The 16,131-nt window shown below is 66.3% G+C and carries 16 protein-coding genes; 10 read left to right on the top strand and 6 right to left on the bottom strand.

The window, feature by feature from the left end:
• Nucleotides 1-72 precede the first annotated feature (72 nt).
• The 4 genes from QA642_RS06575 to arfB all read left to right on the top strand — a co-directional run bounded on the left by QA642_RS06575 (nt 73) and on the right by arfB (nt 4,280).
• Nucleotides 73-798, top strand: coding sequence for a hypothetical protein (locus tag QA642_RS06575; RefSeq protein ID WP_283083935.1), 726 nt, complete (start codon nt 73-75; stop codon nt 796-798).
• A gap of 205 nt (nt 799-1,003) precedes the next feature.
• Nucleotides 1,004-2,392: a pitrilysin family protein gene (locus QA642_RS06570; protein WP_283086818.1), complete on the top strand. Its 1,389-nt coding sequence runs from the start codon at nt 1,004-1,006 to the stop codon at nt 2,390-2,392.
• Complete coding sequence (locus QA642_RS06565) at nt 2,389-3,744, top strand: pitrilysin family protein (RefSeq protein ID WP_283083934.1); 1,356 nt, start codon at nt 2,389-2,391, stop codon at nt 3,742-3,744. Before QA642_RS06570 ends, QA642_RS06565 begins: the two co-directional genes overlap by 4 nt.
• Before the next feature lie 119 nt (nt 3,745-3,863).
• Entirely contained in the window at nt 3,864-4,280 is a 417-nt protein-coding gene (arfB, locus tag QA642_RS06560) for an alternative ribosome rescue aminoacyl-tRNA hydrolase ArfB (RefSeq protein WP_283083933.1), read from the top strand.
• A 63-nt stretch (nt 4,281-4,343) separates the two neighbouring features.
• Here arfB and QA642_RS06555 read toward each other — a convergent pair whose 3' ends face one another.
• Nucleotides 4,344-4,646 (bottom strand): hypothetical protein, encoded by a 303-nt coding sequence (locus QA642_RS06555; RefSeq protein ID WP_283083932.1) that lies wholly within the window; start codon nt 4,644-4,646, stop codon nt 4,344-4,346.
• Between the two features lie 297 nt (nt 4,647-4,943).
• Here QA642_RS06555 and QA642_RS06550 point away from each other — a divergent pair, with 297 nt between their 5' ends.
• Genes QA642_RS06550 through QA642_RS06535 form a run of 4 tightly spaced genes read left to right on the top strand, consistent with a single transcriptional unit; the run spans nt 4,944 to nt 7,914 of the window.
• On the top strand, nt 4,944-5,330 hold the full coding sequence (locus QA642_RS06550; RefSeq protein WP_283086817.1) for a c-type cytochrome: 387 nt from the start codon (nt 4,944-4,946) through the stop codon (nt 5,328-5,330).
• Nucleotides 5,331-5,726 carry a VOC family protein gene (locus QA642_RS06545; RefSeq protein ID WP_283083931.1) on the top strand — a complete coding sequence of 132 codons (396 nt, stop codon included), beginning with the start codon at nt 5,331-5,333 and terminating at the stop codon, nt 5,724-5,726.
• A gap of 41 nt (nt 5,727-5,767) precedes the next feature.
• Complete coding sequence (locus QA642_RS06540; RefSeq protein ID WP_283083930.1) at nt 5,768-6,316, top strand: gluconate 2-dehydrogenase subunit 3 family protein; 549 nt, start codon at nt 5,768-5,770, stop codon at nt 6,314-6,316.
• Between the two features lie 29 nt (nt 6,317-6,345).
• Complete coding sequence (locus tag QA642_RS06535) at nt 6,346-7,914, top strand: GMC family oxidoreductase (protein WP_283083929.1); 1,569 nt, start codon at nt 6,346-6,348, stop codon at nt 7,912-7,914.
• Nucleotides 7,915-8,029: 115 nt separating this feature from the next.
• Here QA642_RS06535 and QA642_RS06530 read toward each other — a convergent pair whose 3' ends face one another.
• Entirely contained in the window at nt 8,030-8,347 is a 318-nt protein-coding gene (locus QA642_RS06530) for a ribbon-helix-helix domain-containing protein (protein ID WP_283083928.1), read from the bottom strand.
• 252 nt (nt 8,348-8,599) lie between these two features.
• Here QA642_RS06530 and mutL point away from each other — a divergent pair, with 252 nt between their 5' ends.
• Complete coding sequence (mutL, locus tag QA642_RS06525) at nt 8,600-10,414, top strand: DNA mismatch repair endonuclease MutL (protein WP_283083927.1); 1,815 nt, start codon at nt 8,600-8,602, stop codon at nt 10,412-10,414.
• Between the two features lie 120 nt (nt 10,415-10,534).
• Here mutL and rsmD read toward each other — a convergent pair whose 3' ends face one another.
• Together rsmD and QA642_RS06515 are read right to left on the bottom strand one after the other, a co-directional pair.
• Nucleotides 10,535-11,089, bottom strand: coding sequence for a 16S rRNA (guanine(966)-N(2))-methyltransferase RsmD (gene rsmD, locus QA642_RS06520; RefSeq protein ID WP_283083926.1), 555 nt, complete (start codon nt 11,087-11,089; stop codon nt 10,535-10,537).
• Between the two features lies 1 nt (nt 11,090).
• Nucleotides 11,091-13,085 (bottom strand): pseudouridine synthase, encoded by a 1,995-nt coding sequence (locus QA642_RS06515; RefSeq protein WP_283083925.1) that lies wholly within the window; start codon nt 13,083-13,085, stop codon nt 11,091-11,093.
• Between the two features lie 120 nt (nt 13,086-13,205).
• Here QA642_RS06515 and QA642_RS06510 point away from each other — a divergent pair, with 120 nt between their 5' ends.
• Nucleotides 13,206-13,664 carry a nucleoside deaminase gene (locus tag QA642_RS06510; RefSeq protein ID WP_283083924.1) on the top strand — a complete coding sequence of 153 codons (459 nt, stop codon included), beginning with the start codon at nt 13,206-13,208 and terminating at the stop codon, nt 13,662-13,664.
• Here the strand turns inward: QA642_RS06510 and QA642_RS06505 are convergent.
• Both QA642_RS06505 and purD read right to left on the bottom strand, forming a co-directional pair.
• Nucleotides 13,661-14,566 carry an alpha/beta hydrolase gene (locus QA642_RS06505; RefSeq protein ID WP_283083923.1) on the bottom strand — a complete coding sequence of 302 codons (906 nt, stop codon included), beginning with the start codon at nt 14,564-14,566 and terminating at the stop codon, nt 13,661-13,663. The two genes, QA642_RS06510 and QA642_RS06505, sit on opposite strands and share 4 nt — an antisense overlap.
• Before the next feature lie 155 nt (nt 14,567-14,721).
• A complete protein-coding gene (gene purD / locus QA642_RS06500) occupies nt 14,722-16,005 on the bottom strand; it encodes a phosphoribosylamine--glycine ligase (protein WP_283083922.1) in 1,284 nt (427 codons plus the stop codon).
• Nucleotides 16,006-16,131 lie beyond the last annotated feature (126 nt).

The following is a 16,131-nucleotide window of genomic DNA, read 5'->3' as shown; positions in this document are numbered from 1 at the left end:
TGGAACCCTGCTTTTGCGAAGGTTAGGCCGCGCGCGAGCGGCAATCTGCCACAATATGGAACAGGTACAGCGATGCGCAGCTCGAAAACCAGCGGTTCAATGGTTCGAGATCCCCAAGGCGGGGTCTGGCGGGCGTTGAAAGTGTCCGCTGTCGCGCTCGGCATCGGTCTCGTCATGGCGACGGGCGCCGCCCGCGCCGGTGATGACGAAGATGAAGATGACGGGATGACCTTCGAAGAGAGGCTCATCGACAATCTGATGTCCGGCATCGGCGCCAAGAGCATGGAAAAGCCCGGCATCGAATACCGCGAGCGCTCGCCGCTGGTCGTGCCGCCCAAGCTCGACCTGCCGCCGCCGGCCGGCGCCCAGGCCAAGAATGCGCCGAACTGGCCGAAGGACCCCGACGAGAAGCGCCGCAAGGAGGCCATTGCCGCGCGGAAGAAGGCGGTCAAGGCGACCGAGAACTGGCAGGCGGGCCGCACCCTTTCACCGGCCGAGATGGAAGTCGGCAGGACCGCGGCGCCCGAGCGTACCAGCAATGATCCGATTCAGCCGGGCACCAACTCCAATCCGTCGCTCAGTCCCGCCCAGCTCGGTTTCAGCGGCGGCCTGTGGGGCATGCTGAAGGGCGGCACCCCCGAAGAGAAGCAATTCACCAGCGAGCCGCCGCGCCAGTCGCTGGTCGAGCCGCCGCCGGGCTACCAGACGCCCTCGCCGAACTACACCTACGGCGCCGGCAAGGACAACACGAAGAAGACCTACTTCGACATCATGTCGGGCAAGGACAAGGAACAATAACGTTCCGTCCCAACGCGACATCCTGACACAAGCGGACCTGGCGCCGGCGGCCCCTGCACGCCGGCCGCGATCGATAAATTGCCTATCAGTAACTTGCCTACGCGTTGAGTTTGCTGCTTCGTGACGCGAAGCCTCAGCCGCGCGGCGTAGCATACCGCGCCACCGAGCCGGAGATCCGGACCTCGGCCTCTCACCAGGGATCATGATGTCCTCTTACCGATCGGCCGCCTGCCTCCTTGCCGCGCTGCTTTCGACGAGTGTCCTCTCAGCCAGCGCCCTCGCCCAAACCACTGTGACATCGGCTCCGCCCGCCAGCTTCACGCTCGACAACGGCATGCAGGTCGTGGTGATCCCGGATCACCGCACGCCCGTGGTCACCGAGATGATCTGGTACAAGGTCGGCTCGGCCGACGAGACGCCGGGCAAGTCCGGCCTCGCGCACTTCCTCGAGCATCTGATGTTCAAGGGCACCTCGAAGCATCCGGTCGGCGAATTCTCCCAGACCGTGCTCCGCGTCGGCGGCAACGAGAACGCCTCGACCTCGGTCGACTACACCAATTACTACCAGCGTGTTCCGAAAGAGCAGCTGCCGACCATGATGGAGTTCGAGGCCGACCGCATGACCGGCCTGATCCTCAAGGACGAGAACGTGCTGCCGGAGCGCGACGTCGTGCTCGAAGAGTACAACATGCGCGTCGCCAACAATCCGGATGCGCGGCTCAACGAGCAGATCATGGCCGCGCTCTATCTCAACCATCCCTACGGCCGGCCGGTGATCGGCTGGCACCAGGAGATCGAGAAGCTCGATCGCGAGGATGCGCTCGCCTTCTACCGCCGCTTCTACGCGCCGAACAACGCGATCCTGGTGATCGCCGGCGACGTCGAGGCCGCCGACATCCGCCCGCTGGTCGAGCGCAATTTCGGCGCGATCCCGGCCCAGCCCGCGATCCCGGCGCGGCGCGTCCGCCCGCAGGAGCCGGAGCCGGCGGCGCCGCGCACCGTCACGCTGGCCGACCCGCGCGTCGAGCAGCCGAACCTGCGGCGCTATTATCTGGTGCCCTCGGCGACGACCGCCGCGGCCGGCGAAAGCGCAGCGCTCGACGTGCTCGCGCAGCTGATGGGCAGCGGCAGCAATTCCTATCTCTACCGCGCCCTCGTCGTCGACAAGCCGCTCGCGGTCTCTGCCAGCGCCAGCTATTCGAGCATCTCGCTCGACCCGACCCAGTTCGCGATCTCGGCCGCGCCGAAGCCGGGCATCAGCTTCACCGAGGTCGAGCAGGTGATCGACGGCGTCATCGCCGACATCGCGCAGAACCCGATCCGCGCCGAGGACCTCGAGCGGGTGAAGACCCAGCTCATTGCCGAGGCGATCTACGCCCAGGACAACCAGGCGGTGCTGGCGCGCTGGTACGGCGGCGCCCTGACCACGGGCCTGTCGATTGAGGACATCAGGAGCTGGCCTGACCGCATCCGAGCGGTCACCGCCGAGCAGGTGCGCGCTGTCGCGCAGAAATGGCTCGAGAAGAAGCGCTCGGTGACCGGCTATCTGATCAAGGACACCGCCACCGCCAAGCGCGAGGAGAAGCGTTCGTGACCTATCCCTTCCTTCGACGCGTTGCCTTCTCCCTTGCCACCGGCGCGGCGCTTGCGCTCGCGACCGTTTCGCCGTCGCAAGCGGCCGCAAAGATCCAGCGCCTGGTCTCGCCCGGCGGCATCGAGGCCTGGTTCGTCCAGGACGCGACCGTGCCGCTGATCGCCATGGAATATTCCTTTGCCGGCGGCTCGGCGCAGGATCCCAAGGACAAGTCGGGCGTCGCCAATCTCGTCGGCGACCTGCTCGACGAGGGCTCCGGCGATCTCGATTCCAAGACCTTCCATGAGCGGCTCGATCGCCGCGCCATCGAGCTCTCCTTCAGCGCCACCCGCGATACGTTCCGCGGCAGCCTGCGCATGCTGCGCGACAACAAGGACGAAGCCTTCGACCTGCTCAGGAGCGCGCTGACCTCGCCGCATTTCGACACCGCCGATGTCGAGCGCATCCGCTCGCAGGTGATCTCCGGCCTGCGCCGCGAGACCACCAACCCGACCTCGCTGGCGAGCCGCAAATTCCTCGAGGTCGCCTTCGGCGATCACCCCTACGGCCGGCAGACCAACGGCACGCTGGAGAGCGTGCCGACCATCACGGTCGCCGACCTGAAGGACTATGTCGGCCGCGTCCTCGCCAAGGATGGGCTGAAGATCGCGGTGGTCGGCGACGTCGATCCCGAGACCCTCGGCAAGCTGCTCGACCACACCTTCGGCAGCCTTCCCGCTAAGGCCAACCTCACGCCGGTTCCCGACATCGAGGCGGCCAAGCCGCCGCAGCGCGCCTTCGTGACGCTCGACGTCCCGCAGACCGTGATCACCTTCGGCGGCCCCGGCGTGAAGCGCAGCGATCCCAACTTCATGGCGGCCTATGTCGTCAACCACATCCTCGGCGGCGGCGGACTGTCCTCGCGGCTCTATCGCGAGGTGCGCGAGAAGCGTGGCCTCGCCTATTCGGTATTCGAATCGCTGCTCTGGATGGAGCATTCGGCGGTCTTCATCGGCAACACCGGCACGCGCGCCGACCGCGCCGGCGACACCATCGATGCCATCGAGAAGGAGGTGCGCCGCATCGCCGAGGAGGGCCCGACGCAGAAGGAGCTCGACGAGGCCAAGTCCTACCTCAAGGGCTCGCAGATGCTGGCGCTCGACACCTCCTCCAAGCTCGCCCAGGCGCTGCTGCAGTACCAGCAGGACAAGCTGCCGATCGACTATATCGAGAAGCGCAACGCCATCGTCGACGCGGTGACGCTGGACGACGCCAAGGCCGCCGCCAAGCGCCTCTGGGGCCAGGGCCTGCTGACCGTCGTGGTCGGCCGCACCCCGCAGGCCGCGGCGCAACCGGCGACGAAGTCGAACTGACCCCTTCTCTATACGCTTCCTCAGATGGCCGGGCTCGTCCCGGCCATTTGCGTTTGCATGAGCGCCATTGCCGAACGTGGACGTCCGCGATATGTCCGGGCATCACGAATGGTGCCATCATGCTGCGGATATCCCGCGATCTCGTCATCGACGAGGACGACATCGAGATCGGCTTTGTCCGCGCCTCCGGCCCGGGCGGTCAGAACGTCAACAAGGTCGCGACCTCGGCCCAGTTGCGTTTTGACACAAGCAAGCTGGCGATCCCGGAGGACGCAGCCATCCGGCTCACCCGCATCGCCGGCCAGCGCATGACCAAGGACGGCGTGATCGTGATCCACGCGCAGCGTTTCCGCACCCAGGAGCGCAACCGCCAGGACGCCATCGACCGCCTCGTCGAGATCCTCAAGGAGGCCATGGTGCGCCCGACGCCGCGCCGTGCGACGCGGCCGACCTTCGCCTCCAAGCAGCGCCGGCTCGACGGCAAGAAGCGCCGCAGCGACGTCAAGGCCGGCCGAGGCGGCCGCTTCGACGATTAGCAAGCACAGGTGAAAAAACTCCGGCCGCAACGCGACCGGAGTTTTCAGTGTCACCCGGCGGGATTAGTAACGCTTGGATGGGGCGGCGCCGCCCGCCGTGGGATCGTCGGCGGTCCCCTTGTGCGCGGCGCTGCCCGTGGTGCCGACCGTGCCTCGGGTGCCTTTGCTCGGCTTCATGCCGGTCTTCTCACCCGCCGCGCCGGGCTGGGCATTCATCTCCTCATCGCCACTGCCCATCGTGCCTTGCATGGGCTTGCTTTGCACGGTGCCGCCTGTCTTGGCGGGCGGGGCGCCTTGCGCGAGAACGGGCGTCGCAATGAGAGCCGACAGGGCGCATGCGATCATCGAGGTCTTCACCAACTTCATCCATTTCTCCTGGATTTTTTCGCGATCAGTGGCTCGGCGGCTCCCCACGCCGCTCGTCTGCACCGGGCCATCGCATCGCGTAGAGAGTTCGAGCGGCGCGGCTGTCATGCAATGCGCATGGTGTGGTGATCGTTTAGGGATTTGACGGCGCTTTCGCGGAATTGTGCTCCGCATATAAGGCAGCGCGGAACACCACATGCCGCGCGCAGCGAAAATAGCCCGCTACTACCACCGCATCTTTGGCGACGCCTAGAGTTTGCGCACACTGGATTTGATGTGGACGGGCGAGCCTTGACGATGCGCGCAGTCGTGCTGGGGTTGTGCACCGCGATGGTGCTGGTGGTGCGGATCGCCGATGCGCAAATGCCATTGCCGGTCGCAAAGCCGCCGGATGGCGCGGCGCTGTTCAAGCAGCAATGCGCGGTGTGCCACACCACGAGTTCGTCGGAGCCGACGCGGCAAGGCCCACCACTGGTGAAGATCGTCGGCCGCCCAGCCGGCAAGGTCGACGGTTTCAAATACTCGGAAGCCCTCGCGAAGGCGGACTTCGCCTGGGACGAGACCAGGCTCGATGCATGGCTGACCAATCCGCAAGCCGTCATTCCCGGCGTGACCATGGTGTACCGGCAGGCCAAGCCGGAGACGCGCGCCGCCATCATTGCTTACCTCAAGGAGCAGAACTGAATGGCAAAGCCCGTTCATTCCATGATCCGCGTGCTGGATGAGGCGCGCTCGCTCGACTTCTACAGGCGTGCCTTCTGTCTCGAAGTCGCCGACCACCTGAAATTCGCGGACTTCGCCCTGATCTATCTGCGTCACCCCTCCTCACCTTTCGAGGTCGAGCTGACGGTCAATTTCGATCGCAAGGAGCCCTATGCGCTCGGCGATGGCTACGGCCATCTCGCCGTGGTGGTCGAGGATCTCGATGCCGAACATGCCCGCTTCGAGCGCGAGAAGCTCGCACCGGGCCCGTTACGCGATTTCAAGCACGACGGCAGGACGCTGGCGCGCTTTTTCTTCGTCAGCGATCCCGACGGCTACAAGATCGAGGTGATCCAGCGGGGCGGACGCTTCGGCTGATCACAGAAAATCCAAATCACAAAAATCCACGGAGGAATGCCATGAGAGAAGTCGATCGTCGAAGCAAGCACAGCCGCCGCGTCTTTCTCAAGGGCGCGGCGACCGCCGTGCCGGTCGTGGCTGTCGCGACCAGCGTCGCCGTCAGCATCGAGGACGCCTGGGCCGATGATGCCACCGCGCTCTCGCCTGCGACGATGAAGACGCTGCTGAAGGTCGCGCGTGACATCTATCCGCACGATGTGCTGGGCGACAGCTATTACATCATCGCGATCAAGCCGTGGGACGGCAAGGCCGCCAAGGATCCCGCCGTCAAGGCTCTCATCAGCGACGGCATCGCAAGGCTCGATCAGAACGCGAAGGATCGTCACAAGGCGCCCTATGCCGAGGTGCCCTGGGAGGCCGATCGCGTGGTGCTGCTGAAGGAGATCGAGGGAAGCGACTTCTTCCAGAAGGTGCGCGGCGACCTCGTCGTCTCCCTCTACAACCAGAAAGAGGTCTGGCCTCGCTTCGGCTACGAGGGCTCTTCCGCCGAGCACGGCGGCTACATCAACCGCGGCTTCGCCGACATCGACTGGCTGCCGAAGGCTTAATCGCACCCCAACGGTTCAGGAGAACGCATATGGCAAAATTCGATCTGAACGACAGCGGCGTTGTGGTGATCGTCGGCTCCGGTGCCGGCGGCGGCACGCTGGGCAACGAGCTCGCGCAGAAGGGCGTCAAGGTCGTCATCCTCGAGGCCGGCCCCCGCATCGAGAACCAGGACTTCGTCAACGACGAGTGGGAGAGTTTTTCCCAGCTCGCCTGGACCGATGCGCGCACCACGTCCGGCACTTGGCGCGTCGCCAAAGACTTCTCAGGCCTGCCCGCATGGATCGTCAAGGCGGTCGGCGGCTCCACGACACATTGGGCCGGCGCCTCGCTGCGCTTCGACGAGCACGAGTTCAAGGTGAAGAGCACCTATGGCAACATTCCCGGCGCCAATCTTCTGGACTGGCCGGTCACACTGGCCGAGATGGAGCCATGGTACGCCAAGGCCGAGAACAAGATGGGCGTGACCCGCACCAACGGCATTCCCGGACTTCCCGGCAACAATAACTTCAAGGTGCTGGAGGCTGGCGCCAAGAAGCTCGGCTACAAGACCGTGCACACCGGCAACATGGCCATCAACAGCCAGCCGCGCGACGGCCGCGGCTCCTGCCAGCAGATCGGCTTCTGCTTCCAGGGCTGCAAGTCCGGCGCAAAATGGTCGACGCTCTACACCGAGATTCCCAAGGGAGAGGCGACCGGCAACCTTGAAGTTCGCCCAAGCAGCATGGTGGTCAAGATCGAGCACGATGCCAGCGGCAAGGTCACCGGCGTGGTCTATGCCGACGAGAGCGGCGCGATGCAGCGCCAGAAGGCGCGCATCGTCGCGGTCGCCGGCAATTCGATCGAGAGCCCGCGGCTCTTGCTCAACAGCGCCTCGACCATGTTCCCCGACGGGCTTGCGAACTCGTCGGGCCAGGTCGGCCGCAACTACATGCGGCACATGACCGGCAGCGTCTATGCCGTCTTCGAGAAATCGGTGCACATGTATCGCGGCACCACCATGGCCGGAATCATCCGCGATGAATCCGTCAACGATCCGAAGCGCGGCTTCGTCGGCGGCTACGAGATGGAGACGTTGTCGATCGGCCTGCCCTTCATGGCAGCGTTCCTCAACCCCGGCGCCTGGGGCCGATCGTTCACGTCGGCACTCGACGGCTATCCCAGGATGGCCGGCATGTGGCTGGTCGGCGAGGACATGCCACAGGAGACCAACCGCATCACGCTCGATCCCGTCGTCAAGGACAAGCATGGGCAGGCGGTTGCGAGCGTGCATTTCGACGATCATCCCAACGACGTCGCGATGCGCGCCCATGCCTACAAGCAGGGCGCCGCGGTCTATGATGCCGTCGGCGCCACCGTGACCTATCCGACCCCGCCCTATCCGAGCACGCACAATCTCGGCACCAACCGGATGAGCGAGAAGCCCAGGGATGGCGTGGTCAACAAGTTCGGGCAGAGCCACGACGTCAAGAACCTGTTCGTCTCGGACGGCAGCCAGTTCACCAGCGGCGCGGCCTGCAACCCGACGCTGACCATCGTCGCGCTGGCGATCCGGCAGGCGGACTACATTGCGGGCGCGATGCAGAAGAAGGAGATTTGAGGCCGGCACACCGCTCTCTCCCCGTCGTTGCGAGGAGCACTTGCGACGAAGCAATCCAGACTGCCTCAACGGAAAGGCTCTGGATTGCTTCGCTTTGCTCGCAATGACGGTGGAACTACTCTGCCGCGTCTAGGATTTGCGCCACCGTGGGCTTGAACGCCTGCACCGGCGCCATCGTCTTCGAGCGGTAGATCAAACACGAGCACCGCAGCAGCGAGGCGAAATTGTTGACCTCGCCGTGGTGGTCGAGAACCTCGTTGTAGAGCGTGGTCAGGAACTTGCCGAGGCTCATGCTCTCCTTGGCCGCGATCTCCTCCAGCGTGTCCCAGAATGCCATCTCGAGCCGGATCGAGGTGCAGTGCCCGCCGATCCTTAAAGAGCGGGTCTGGGATTCGTAGTCGCGTTGGGGCTGGTGCGCGAAGAGATGGCACATGGCGTCCTCCCGTCCTGTTGCCATTTTTTCACGATGCTACACCGCGGCCCGGCCCCCCACAATCAGGACGGTCGCTGGACGTCGCTTGATCCGGCTTGCGCGATTTTCTCGAACGCCCAATGTCTTCAATGTGATAGGCAGCCCTCTTCCCCAGCCCGCCACACGGCTGTTGCCCAACACATGCTTTTGACGCAACACGGCTTAAGATAGCGCCGTCAGCGAATCCAGATCGCAAGCCTAAGCCCAGAGCCCATGCCCGTCCGCCAATTGCCAGAACAGGTCGTCAACCGCATCGCCGCCGGCGAGGTGGTCGAGCGTCCGGCGAGCGTGGTCAAGGAACTGGTCGAGAACGCCATCGACGCCGGCGCGAGCCGGATCGACGTCTTCACCGATGGCGGCGGCCGCCGGCGAATCGGCATCACCGACGACGGCAGCGGCATGACCGCAAAAGACCTCGCGCTCGCGGTCGAGCGCCATGCCACGTCAAAACTCGACGACGAGGATCTGCTCCAGATCCGCACGCTCGGGTTCCGCGGCGAAGCGTTGCCCTCGATCGGTTCGGTGGCGCGGCTGTCCATCACCACGCGGCATGCCAGCGAGCCGCACGCCTGGGCGCTGACGGTCGAGGGCGGCGAGAAGTCCGAGATCATGCCGGCGGCACTGGCCCACGGCACCCGCGTCGAGGTCAACGATCTCTTCTATGCGACGCCGGCGCGGCTGAAGTTCTTGAAGACCGACCGCACCGAGGCGGAAGCGATCCGCGAGGTGGTGCGGCGACTTGCGATGGCACGGCCCGACGTCGCCTTCACACTGGCGGGCGAAGAGCGCGCGCCGGTGACCTGGGCCGCAGCGTTGCCGGGCGCAGCCGGCCGCCTGACGCGGCTCGGCGACATCCTGGGCGCGGAGTTCCGCAGCCATGCCTTCGAGGTCCACGCCGAGCGCGAGGGCGTCGTCGTTGCCGGCTATGCAGCGGCGCCCGCGCTGACCAAGGCCAACGCGCTCGGGCAATATCTCTTCGTCAATGGCCGCCCGGTCCGCGACAAGCTGATCCTCGGGGCGGTGCGCGGGGCCTATGCCGACTACCTGCCGCGCGACCGGCATCCGGTGCTGGCGCTGTTCGTCACGCTCGATCCGCGCGAGGTCGATGCCAACGTGCATCCGGCCAAGACCGAGGTGCGCTTCCGCAATGCCGGCCTCGTCCGCGCGCTGATCGTGCACGGACTGAAGGAAGGGCTCGCGCGCGAGGGCCGCCGCACCGCCGCCAACAGCGGCGAGAGCGCCTTGGCCTCGTTCCGGCCCGCCTTCGCGCCGCAGCGCCCGGCAGGCTGGGACTGGCGCGCCTCGCCATCCGCTCCGGTCGCGCCGATGCCGTCATTCGAAGGCTCCGCCGCGCCCGTCTTCGCGGAGCGCGCACAGGCTACGTTCGATGTCGGCGCCCCGAGCGCTGACATCAGGATCGAAACACAGCCGGTAGCGGACCTCGTCGATCGCCCGCTCGGCGCGGCGCGCACGCAGATCCACGAGACCTATATCGTCTCGCAGACCCGGGACGGCCTCATCATCGTCGACCAGCACGCCGCGCATGAGCGCATCGTCTATGAGCGGCTCAAGGCCTCGCTGGCCGCGAACGGCGTGCAGCGGCAGATCCTCCTGATCCCCGAGATCGTCGAGATGGACGAGGCCACGGTGGAGCGCCTGCTGGAGCGCAGCGAGGAGCTGGCCTCGTTTGGCCTCGCGATCGAATCCTTCGGCCCGGGCGCGGTCGCGGTCCGCGAGACGCCGTCACTGCTGGGCAAGACCAATGCCGGCGGGCTGCTGCGCGATCTCTCCGAGCACATGGCCGAATGGGACGAGGCGCTTCCTCTCGAACGCCGCCTGATGCACGTCGCTGCCACCATGGCCTGCCACGGTTCGGTCCGCGCCGGCCGTAGGCTGCGGCCCGAGGAGATGAACGCCCTGCTCCGCGAGATGGAGGAGACGCCGAACTCCGGCCAGTGCAATCACGGCCGGCCGACCTATGTCGAGTTGAAGCTCGCTGATGTCGAGAAGCTGTTCGGGAGAAGGTGACGGTGCCGTAATCGCGCTGCCGTAGGGTGGGCAAAGGCGCAGAGCGCCGTGCCCACGACCTCTGCATGATCGAGACAGGTGGTGGGCACGCTTCGCTCTGCCCACCCTACGGCAGCGGCGCTACGGCTTCTTCAAAAACACAAACTCCGTGTCGTCGTACGCCCGGCGCTCCAATTCCTCATACCCTTCCGGCGTCACGAACTGCGCGGCCTTGGCCTCTTCCACCACCAGCAGCGCGCCCGGCGTCAGCCAGCCGCCATCGCGCAGGGACACAAGCGCCTTCTCCGCAAAGCCCTTGCCATAGGGCGGATCGAGGAACACCAGCGAGAACGGCTCGACGGGATGGGCGGGGCCGAGATCGGTGGCATCGCGGCGATAGACTTTTGTCACGCCGCCGAGGCCCAGCGATTCCACATTGTTGCGCAGCAGCGCCCGCGCCTCCGCGCCGTTGTCGACGAACAGCGTGAACTTCGCGCCGCGTGACGACGCCTCGATGCCGAGCGCGCCGGTGCCGGCGAAGAGATCGAGCACGCGCGCATCCTCGATCGGATCGTCATAAGCGTGCACGAGGATGTTGAACACGGACTCGCGCAAGCGATCCGCGGTCGGGCGGATGTCGCGCGAGGACGGTGAGGCGAGATTGCGCCCCTTCAACCTTCCGCCGACGACGCGCAAGCTAGTCCTCCCGCGGCGTCAGGTCGCGCTTGCCGTGATAGCCGCGCTTGGGACGGCGCGGCGGGCCGTAGCCGTTCGCCTCCATCTCGTTGCGCTCGCGCGCCTCCTCGCTGCCGGTGCGCTGCACCAGCACGCGGCGGCCCTTGCGGTCGGCGATCACGGCGCGCTTCATCGGCTTCTTCGGCGCTTCGTCACCGCGACCGGCGGATTTCGCGGGCACGTCGAACTCGGCGCCCGACTTCTCGATCACCTTGTCGCCGAGCTGCTCGCGCAGCACGCGCGACTTGATCTCGTCGACCTGGCCTTCGGGAATCTCGCCGAGCTGGAAAGGGCCGTAGGACACCCGGATCAGCCGGTTCACCTCGAGCCCGAGATGGGCGCAGACGTTGCGCACCTCGCGGTTCTTGCCTTCGCGGATCGCGAACACCAGCCAGACATTGGCGCCCTGGTCGCGCTCCAGCGTCGCCTCGATCGGACCGTATTTGACGCCCTCGACCTCGATGCCGCTCTTGAGCTGATCGAGCTGCGCCTGCGTCACGTCGCCATGGGCGCGAACGCGGTAGCGGCGCAGCCAGCCGGTGTCCGGCAGCTCGAGCGTGCGCGCGAGCCCGCCGTCATTGGTGAGCAGCAACAGGCCTTCGGTGTTGAAGTCGAGCCGGCCGACGCTGATCAGCCGCGGCAGGCCTTCGGGCAGATTGTCGAACACGGTCGGACGCCCCTCGGGATCGTCATGTGTCGTCATCAGCCCGCGCGGCTTGTGATAGAGAAACAGTCGGGTGCGCTCGCGCGGCGGCAACGGCTTGCCGTCGACCAGGACGACGTCGTTCTGCGTGATGTCGAGCGCCGGCGAGTTGATGACACGGCCGTTGACGGTGACGCGACCCTGCGTGACCATTTCCTCGGCATCGCGGCGCGAGGCGAGGCCCGCACGGGCCAGCGCCTTGGCGATGCGCTCACCGGTCTTCTTCGGCTTCGGCGCCTCGTCGCGGCGCGGCCGCCCTTCGAAATCGCGGTCGCGCTCGCGATAGGCGCCGCGCCCGCCGAAGGCCGGACGCTTCTCGAAGATCCTGCTGTCGTCCTCGTTGTCGCGGCGCGGGCGATCACGGAAGCGGCCCTCGCTGCGCGGATGCTCCTGCCAGTCCATCCGGCCTTCAGGCCGCTGGCGCGGGCGATCGAATTTCGGGCGGTCACCACGTTCGCTGTCGCGGTCACGCGGCCGATCGAATTTCGGCCGATCGCGGAACGGACGATCACCTGACGCCCGATCATCGCGCGAGCGCGAGAAGCGCGGACGGTCCTCGCCGCCACGGCCGCCCTCGCGGCGATCATCGCGCTGACGCCAGGGCTTTTCCTCGCCGCGATCGCGGCCGCCGAAATCCTTGTCGAAGCTCTTGCGGGGGCGATCGCTGCGCGGACGATCCTCGCGCTTCTGCCACGGCTTTGAATCGCTCCGCTCGCCACGATCGCGCGAGAACTTTCGCTCGCCGTCGAACTTGCGCTCCGGACGCTCGCCGCGCGGCGCATACGGCCGCTTGTCGCCGAACTTCTTGTCGCCGAAGCGACCGGCTGGACGCGCATCATCGCGATCCCGGCTGCGCTGCGGACGGTCGTCGCGGCCATGGGAGGGGCGATCACCGCGCGGCTTGAAGGAGCGCTTCTCGCCATCGCGCGCTCCGCGATCAGAAAAGGGACGGTCCCCCCGCGGCTTGAAGCTGCGCTCGCCGCGGCCCTCGCCGCCGCGGTCGTCGCGTTTGAAGCGCGGGCGGTCGGAGAAATCGCGGCGCGGGGCATCGCCCTCCTCGCGGCGGCGGTACGGGCGGCTGTCGCGGTCGCCGCGGGGCGGACGGCTGTCGCGGTCGTCCCTACGCTCGCTTTTGCCCTCAAAGCCGCGCTTGGCGAACTTCTTCTCGGGACCGCGCGGCTTGCCGCTGCGGCCGCCTTTGGCCGGGCCTCGCCGGCCGCGGGAATCGTTGTCTTTGTCGCTGTCGCGAGGCATGAATAATCTCACTTAAGGGGGCGGCGCGGGAGCAGTGCGCGCGCTCGTTCCGAGCCGCATGCTCAGGCAAAACCGGTATTCACTCTTGCTGAAGGCGGAGCTACTAGCAGGTTTCTGGCGATGATACGAGGCATGAAAGCCCCTTCTTTCATGGATTTGGCGCTCAGGACGGCCGAAAACGCCGGAAAATCGGGCGAGGTTCCGATCGGATGCGTGGTGGTCCGCAATTACGAGGTCATCGCCACCGCCGCCAACCGGACGCTGACCGACCATGACCCCACCGGCCATGCCGAGATCATCGCGCTGCGCGAGGCGGCCAGGAAGATCGGCAGCGAGCGCCTCGTCGACTGCGACCTCTACGTGACGCTGGAGCCCTGCACCATGTGTGCGGGCGCGATCTCCTTTGCAAGGGTCCGCCGGCTCTATTACGGCGCGGCCGACCCCAAGGGCGGCGCGGTCGAGTCTGGCGTGCGGTTCTTTGCCTCGCCGACCTGCCACCACGCGCCGGATGTCTATTCCGGCGTCGGTGAGAGCGAGGCGGCGCGGCTGCTCAAGGAGTTTTTTCGGGAGCGCCGCTAAGGCGCGAGGAAGAACTCGCGCAGCGCCTTCGCGGTCACATCAGGGTTCTCCTCGGTGAGGAAGTGCCCCGAATCCACCGGCATGCCGTCCACGTTGGTCGCCCATTGCTTCCAGGTGTCGAGCGGCGTCGCGGCGGCCTGCGCTATGCCGGCATTGCCCCACAAGGCGAGCATCGGCACCGTGATCTTCTTGCCGGCCTCGAAATCGGCCTTGTCGAGGTCGTAGTCGAAATAGGCGCCGGCACGGTAGTCCTCACACATCGCGTGCACGCGAGCGGGGTCGCGGAAGGGGGCGAGGTAGTGCTCGAGCGCGCGCTTGTCGATCGCATCCAGCGTCTTCGACTTGGTCTGGCTCGCCATCTTGAAGCGCAGGAAGAACTCGCCATTGCCAGATATCAGCGTCTCAGGCAGCGGCGCGGGCTGGGCGAGGAAGGTCCAGTGATAGATCTTCAGCGCGTAGGCGCGGTTCATCCGCTCCCAGTAATTATAGGTCGGCAGGATATCGAGCACGGCGAGCTTCGACAGCCGGCCGGGATGATCGAGCGCCAGACGATACGAGACGCGGCCGCCGCGGTCGTGGCCGGCGAGCGCGAAGTGGACGTGGCCGAGCCGCTCCATCGCCTCGACCATGGCTTTCGCCATCGCGCGCTTGCTGTAGGGGATGTGCAGCGCATCGCTCTCGGGCATGTCGGACCAGCCATAGCCGGGCAGGTCGGCGATGATCAGCGTGAACCTGTCGGCAAGCTCGGGCGCCACGCGGTGCCACATCACATGCGTCTCGGAGAAGCCGTGCAGCAGCAACAGCGGCGGGCCGCTGCCGCCGACGCGGGCGAAGATGCGGCCGAAGGAAGTGTTGATCCATTCCGAGGCGAAGCCGGGATAGAGGTCGGCGAGATCGGACATCTTTCTGCATCCTTGTCTGGTCAGTCGCGGGGGCGCCTCGACATGAAAGTCGAAAACAACCCCATGCACAGTAGCTAAGTTCAAGGCCTGCCTGTGCATTCTTGGAGTGCCGACGGGCGCGCGCAGGAATCGCGCGCCGGCCGGCAAAAAGCCTGTCAGCCCTTGGCCTTCTCCGCTTCCACCGCCTGCCAGCCGATGTCGCGGCGGCAGAAGCCGTCCGGCCAGTTGATCCGGTCGACAGCCTGATAGGCGCGGCTCTGCGCCTCCGTCACGGTCTTGCCGAGCGCGCAGACATTGAGCACGCGGCCGCCATTGGCGAGGATCGCACCGTCCTTCTCGACCGTGCCGGCGTGGAAGATCTCGACGGTATCGACCTTGGCGGCGTCATCGAGCCCCTCGATGCGCGTGCCCTTCTGGTAATCGCCGGGATAGCCCTTCGCCGCCATCACCACGGTCAGCGCGGATTCCGGATGCCAGCGCAGGTCGAAATGCTTGAGCTCCCCGTCGCAGGCGGCGAGGAACGCCGGCACGATGTCCGACATCATGCGCAGCATCAGCACCTGGCACTCGGGATCGCCGAAGCGGACGTTGAACTCGAACAGCTTTGGCCCCTGCGTCGTCAGCATGATGCCGGCGTAGAGAATGCCGCGGAACGGCGTGCCGCGCTGCTTCATGCCAGCGACCGTCGGCAGGATGATCTTCGCCATGATCGCATCGTGGATCGCGGGCGTCACCAGCGGCGTCGGCGAATAGGCACCCATGCCGCCGGTGTTCGGGCCGACATCATGGTCGAACACGCGCTTGTGGTCCTGCGCCGAGGCGAGCGGGATGGCGGTCTCGCCGTCGCAGAGCGCGAAGAAGCTGATCTCGCGGCCGGGCAGGAATTCCTCGATCACGACCTCGGCCCCCGCCTCGCCAAAGGCGCCCTCGAACATCATGGCGATGGCGTCCTCGGCCTCGCGCACGGTCTTGGCGACGACGACGCCCTTGCCGGCGGCAAGGCCGTCGGCCTTGACGACGATCGGCGCACCCTGGCTGTTGACGTAGTCGCGCGCATCCTCAGGCTTGGTGAAGCGCTTGTAGGCGCCGGTCGGAATGCCGAATTCGGTGCAGAGCGCCTTGGTGAACCCCTTGGAGCTTTCAAGCTGCGCGGCCGCGCCGCTCGGCCCGAATGCCTTGATGCCGGCGGCCGAGAGATCATCGACGATGCCGGCAGCGAGCGGCGTCTCCGGGCCGACCACCACGAGCTCGACCGCATTCTTCTTGCAGAACTCGATCACCGCGGCATGGTCGGCGATATCGAGCGCCACGCACTCCGCCTCGCGCGCCATGCCGGCATTGCCGGGCGCGCACCAGAATTTGGTCACGAGGGGAGAGGCTGCGATCTTCCACGCCAGGGCATGTTCGCGGCCGCCGGAACCAAGCAGGAGAATGTGCATCGAGGGCTCGAAATGAGGGGTTTTGCTGGGGGCGGAGGTCGCACGAATCGGGGTGGGGCTCAAGGGGGGTACCACAACCTTCCCGTCATTCCAGGACGCGCAGTGCAGGCGTCGGCCCGGGCACAA

Source organism: Bradyrhizobium sp. CB2312, assembly GCF_029714425.1.
In the GTDB taxonomy this organism is placed as follows: Bacteria; Pseudomonadota; Alphaproteobacteria; order Rhizobiales; family Xanthobacteraceae; genus Bradyrhizobium.
The sequence above is the reverse complement of the archived record's forward strand: the minus strand, read 5'-3'. Positions and strand labels throughout refer to the sequence as shown.

Bases quoted from the DNA above. Each gene is read 5' to 3' on its own strand.
- QA642_RS06575 (WP_283083935.1), top strand. From the start codon at position 73: ATGCGCAGCTCGAAAACCAGCGGTTCAATGGTTCGAGATCCCCAAGGC.
- QA642_RS06570 (WP_283086818.1), top strand. From the start codon at position 1,004: ATGTCCTCTTACCGATCGGCCGCCTGCCTCCTTGCCGCGCTGCTTTCG.
- arfB (WP_283083933.1), top strand. From the start codon at position 3,864: ATGCTGCGGATATCCCGCGATCTCGTCATCGACGAGGACGACATCGAG.
- QA642_RS06555 (WP_283083932.1), bottom strand. From the start codon at position 4,646: ATGAAGTTGGTGAAGACCTCGATGATCGCATGCGCCCTGTCGGCTCTC.
- QA642_RS06550 (WP_283086817.1), top strand. From the start codon at position 4,944: ATGCGCGCAGTCGTGCTGGGGTTGTGCACCGCGATGGTGCTGGTGGTG.
- QA642_RS06545 (WP_283083931.1), top strand. From the start codon at position 5,331: ATGGCAAAGCCCGTTCATTCCATGATCCGCGTGCTGGATGAGGCGCGC.
- QA642_RS06540 (WP_283083930.1), top strand. From the start codon at position 5,768: ATGAGAGAAGTCGATCGTCGAAGCAAGCACAGCCGCCGCGTCTTTCTC.
- QA642_RS06535 (WP_283083929.1), top strand. From the start codon at position 6,346: ATGGCAAAATTCGATCTGAACGACAGCGGCGTTGTGGTGATCGTCGGC.
- QA642_RS06530 (WP_283083928.1), bottom strand. From the start codon at position 8,347: ATGTGCCATCTCTTCGCGCACCAGCCCCAACGCGACTACGAATCCCAG.
- mutL (WP_283083927.1), top strand. From the start codon at position 8,600: ATGCCCGTCCGCCAATTGCCAGAACAGGTCGTCAACCGCATCGCCGCC.
- QA642_RS06515 (WP_283083925.1), bottom strand. From the start codon at position 13,085: ATGCCTCGCGACAGCGACAAAGACAACGATTCCCGCGGCCGGCGAGGC.
- QA642_RS06510 (WP_283083924.1), top strand. From the start codon at position 13,206: ATGATACGAGGCATGAAAGCCCCTTCTTTCATGGATTTGGCGCTCAGG.
- QA642_RS06505 (WP_283083923.1), bottom strand. From the start codon at position 14,566: ATGTCCGATCTCGCCGACCTCTATCCCGGCTTCGCCTCGGAATGGATC.
- purD (WP_283083922.1), bottom strand. From the start codon at position 16,005: ATGCACATTCTCCTGCTTGGTTCCGGCGGCCGCGAACATGCCCTGGCG.